Annotated in this window: 2 protein-coding genes and 2 pseudogenes; 3 read left to right on the plus strand and 1 reads right to left on the minus strand. The window is 29.5% G+C overall.

Annotated features, from left to right (window positions below; genetic code table 11):
* The first annotated feature begins 221 nt into the window (after positions 1–221).
* Positions 222–497, plus strand: coding sequence for a hypothetical protein (locus tag AABM47_RS03060; RefSeq protein WP_338409456.1), 276 nt, complete (start codon positions 222–224; stop codon positions 495–497).
* Positions 498–1,113: 616 nt separating this feature from the next.
* Here the strand turns inward: AABM47_RS03060 and AABM47_RS03065 are convergent.
* Positions 1,114–1,305 carry a hypothetical protein gene (locus tag AABM47_RS03065; RefSeq protein WP_338409457.1) on the minus strand — a complete coding sequence of 64 codons (192 nt, stop codon included), beginning with the start codon at positions 1,303–1,305 and terminating at the stop codon, positions 1,114–1,116.
* Between the two features lie 391 nt (positions 1,306–1,696).
* On the opposite strand from AABM47_RS03065, the pseudogene AABM47_RS03070 reads away from it, so the two are divergent.
* Both AABM47_RS03070 and AABM47_RS03075 read left to right on the plus strand, forming a co-directional pair.
* Positions 1,697–1,795 (plus strand): annotated as a pseudogene (locus AABM47_RS03070) (phosphatidylinositol kinase); the annotation flags it as partial.
* Between the two features lie 745 nt (positions 1,796–2,540).
* Positions 2,541–4,334: pseudogene (locus AABM47_RS03075) on the plus strand (hypothetical protein); the annotation flags it as partial.

The raw sequence follows: 4,334 nt of genomic DNA on the forward strand, positions 1-4,334 counted from the left end.
TAATGTTTAGATGCTATTATCAATATATTTAATGAACATTAAGAAAAACAGTAAATGTTAAATTAATGTGAAATCCATTAATTAAGTTTTGTTTTATAGTTTTTAACTTTTTTATAAAAAGTAAAACCTCGGTAATCAGCCGAGGTTTTAAATATCAATCAAAAATATGTTACTCTGGTTCTGTTGCTCCAACATTTAACAAACACTCTGAGATATTTGTTATGAATAGTGATGGAACAAATGTTACTCAGTTAACCAATAACTCAAATAGTGGTGTAAACGGAACAACAACTGAACAGCCCACTTTTTCAAACAGTAATGAAATTTATTATGTTTCAAATGCATCAGGAATAAGTCAAATATATAAGATGAATAATGATGGTACAAACAAAACTCAATTAACTACAACTTCAACAGACAAGTTTAACCCGATTGTAATTGAATATATAACAGAAGGGTTTACAAAATATCTGAAAAGGAACAGTATTTTAAATTAGCTGCATAGTTTTAAACTAAATAGGAGAATCATTTAATGGTTCTCCTATTTTATGACACATTATCGCCATTTGATTACAATATTTTTGCCATATAATATATTTATGCCACATTGAAGGTTCATTATAAATGCCCTTTTGCTGTTGATGATATTAAATCCTTTTAAAAATAAATTAAAGAACTAAAAAACGTGGCTTTATGGCTGATTATGGCTGTTTATATGGCATTTATAAGTTACTGAAAACAAGTGTTTTATAATTGTTTTGCCACAATGCCATATAATAGTTTATAACTAAATTATATAAAAACATATAGATATATATCTAATATTAGATAACAACAGTATAGGGAGGTTAAATTGGATAACATAGTGGCAAGAGTGGCAATTGTAATTATAATAGTATAGAAATTATATTTAAACTCTTTGATAAGAATAGAATTGTATTGAATATAATCTTAAATAAGTGTGATTTTAATTAACTTTACAAACAAGAGATTTATTTGTAGGTAAACTATAAAAAGGGTTGTTTTTATCTTGCGTAGCCCTCTAAAAAGAAAAAACCTCATAAACGCAGTGTTTATAAGGTTTTCTAAAAATTGCATTTAAATAAGCGTGGTCTAACCTCTTTCTCCGCCAGCTGAAAAGCAAATTGAATTAAAACCCTTTAAATCGTATGATTTAAAGGGTTTTTTCGTTTTTACAACCTTCAAAACATTCATTAATCCACTTACATAAAGTCGTTCGTTTCCTGTCATTCCTTCAATTCCGACAACGCTATTTGCTTTTTCGTAGATTTCTTCTTTGGTCATTTTTCTAATTGGTGGCAACGGTTCGTGTATGGTTTGTTGCGATAGTCTCGCAACTAATTTAGTAAGAATAAACCGAACCCTCGGGAAATCCGTAGGATTTTCCGAGTACACACAAACCCAAGCAATAAATTATACACATCTTAATGTAAATCGTCAGCAAAAAGTGTACTGATTTAGTTAATAATTCAAAGTTACATTTTTTTGTATATATTTATTAAAAGACTCTGCTCCTCCAAACATTACTGACATATCCGTCACATTACTCACATTTCAAGCACTGTAAATCGTCAGCAAAAAGTGTACTATAGTACACTTTTTGCTGACGATTTACAAAAGTAAGTTGGGTAACTAATATATTAAGTGAATTTTAGTTTTATTATTCCAACCAGATTGGTTATTAGATATCGCATCCAAAAATTGGAAAATCAATCAAAATGACCGTATGGGTTTACTTTTGGCTTGTTGTCAAAACTGTCTTGTCCTGAAATAACGATATACAAAAAGTGTCCAAACGGAAAACCCTAAAAAAAAGCGCTATGTAAAGCGTAGGGAAAAACTATGTTGGTTAATAAAATAGAAATCATTTTATTAAATTTCTTTTGAAGTTAATAATGTGCACGGATTGCAAATGCGCACTATCGGGTTATTGAAAAAAAGTACATTTATTAATCATTTATGTGTATATTTGTTTTTTAAATAAACAGAGCTGTTAAAATGCTAAAGAGTAGATAAAATAACACTTTATATTACAATATTTATATATTCTTAACCCTAAAACAATGAAAAAAGCACTTTTTAAAATAGCGTTTGACTAATTATTTAAAATGCAAACTTAAAATTTGTTTAGAGAATTTAAACAATAAAAACACTATGAACTAATTGTTTTATTTTGATCAAATATGCGACATTGGTTTTGTGTTGTCTAAATAATAATGGGAATTGGTATATAAATATTATAATCTAAATTGTTTTATAATAAAAGGCTATTTTGATGTTCTAAAGCTGTTTATGTTTTCAATGTTATGCCATTGACTATTAAAAAATAGGGTCATCATTAAAGATGTAAACTACAAAAAAGGTTAGCTAAACGTTATAAAGGTTTTTAATATGGAAATAATTCATGTACTAGTAACTTAAAAATAATATTAATGATAAAACACTCATTGTAAGAATTTATTTATATTTACAGAGTAATGTCTCATTTTTTTTTAAAACAATCAATTAAGCTATAAGATATGGAGGTTAAAACAAAAATTATTAGGGAAACATTTTTTAAAAATACAAGAATTCAAAAATTACTGTTTTTTACTATAGCTATTTTTGTATGGAGCTCGATTAGCTCATATTCTAACATTGTAAAAAACAATAAACTTTATTTACCCAGCGTTTTAATTCAAGTAAGTTTTTCCACTAATCCAGTTGCTGTTAATAACACCATAACAATTTGTTCAGGAGAAACCATAACCTACACAGATGCATCAACTAATGTTGGTGTAGATCCAACTTATTTATGGACTTTTGATGGCGGAAGTATAGCTTCTTCTGATTTGTTAGGCCCACACACTATTACCTATAACACTGCTGGAAGTTTTACAACAACATTAACAATTAATGGTTCGAGTAGTAGTGTCGATGTGGTGGTGCAAAATTCACCTAATCCAAACTTTATTTTACTGTCAGGAAGTTGGGGAACTACTACTTTTAATAATTCAACATACTATAGTCGTTGTAATATAACCGGAAATGGCACTACAAATTTTTTGTTTTCTACAGACACTTCTAATACAAATCAAAATTCTCAACATACTATTAATTGGGGAGATGGTTCAGCGTTGACAGTTTTTACAGGAATAAATATATCTGGAGATTCGCACGCCTATCCAACAGGTTTATATACCATTGTATATAACGTAACCTTAGAAAATGGATGTAGTAAAACTAAAACATTTAATGTATTTATTGGTGCAAGCCCTAGTGCATCATTAGGAACAGCAGGTACTCCCGTATTATGCGACCCTAGTAGTGTTGTTTTTAACATTATTGCTGGCGCTCAAAATACAAGCGGAACCATATACACTTTTCAAGTAAATGATAACTCAGCAATTCAAACATTTACTCATGAACAACTAATAAGTCAAGGCGGAATTTTTAATACTACTTTAAATCAATGGATTTTTCAAATTACTCATAACTTTAATAATAATTCTTGTAATTCAGATTCAAATATAAACGGGCAAATTTACTATAATTCTTTTCAAGCTTCAATAACAGTATCCAATCCTTGTGGTACGACCTCCAATTCTAATGGTCCCTATTACATTGAAACAGGGCCTGAAGCAATTATTACTTCTAATCCATCAAGTAATTCTGTTTGTGTAAATACTTCAATAATTTTTACAGACACTTCTATTAACGGAGCTAATATTTCATCTCAAGGGCCTGGTGTAGATTTTAATTGTAACTCGACTTATAAAAAATATTGGACTATTGATGGACCTAGCGGTATAATTCCGGCTGCAATATCAGGTGTAATTTCAAGCAATACTTTTGTCAATGTTATAGGTAATTTAGGTTTTAATTTTGGATTGCCAGATAGTCCAATTGATTGGACAGATTCGGCTACAAATACATTAAATATTACATTTTTACTGCCAGGAACATATACCATTACACTTTTTACAGGTTATAATGATTGCGGTATAACTTCTGAATCACAAACCATTTGTGTTAATCCAGAGGTCGTTGCAGATTTTACATTAAGTTCAACAACAGGTTGTGCACCAACTACCATACAAACAGATAATTTATCTAGCCTGCCAGGATGTTCAAATATTAATTTATACAACTGGCAAGTACTATTTTCAAATCCTGAAAATTGTCCAAGTGCAATAAATTTAGGTTGGAGTTTTACATCTGGTAATGCAACAGCATTTGAACCAGAAATTACATTTACAAGCCCAGGTGTATATACTATACAATTAACTACTACATTACAAAACGCAGTAGCTGGAGCTTTATGCCAACCCGAT

The sequence above is a fragment of the uncultured Flavobacterium sp. genome (genome assembly GCF_963925415.1).
Lineage (GTDB): Bacteria > Bacteroidota > Bacteroidia > Flavobacteriales > Flavobacteriaceae > Flavobacterium.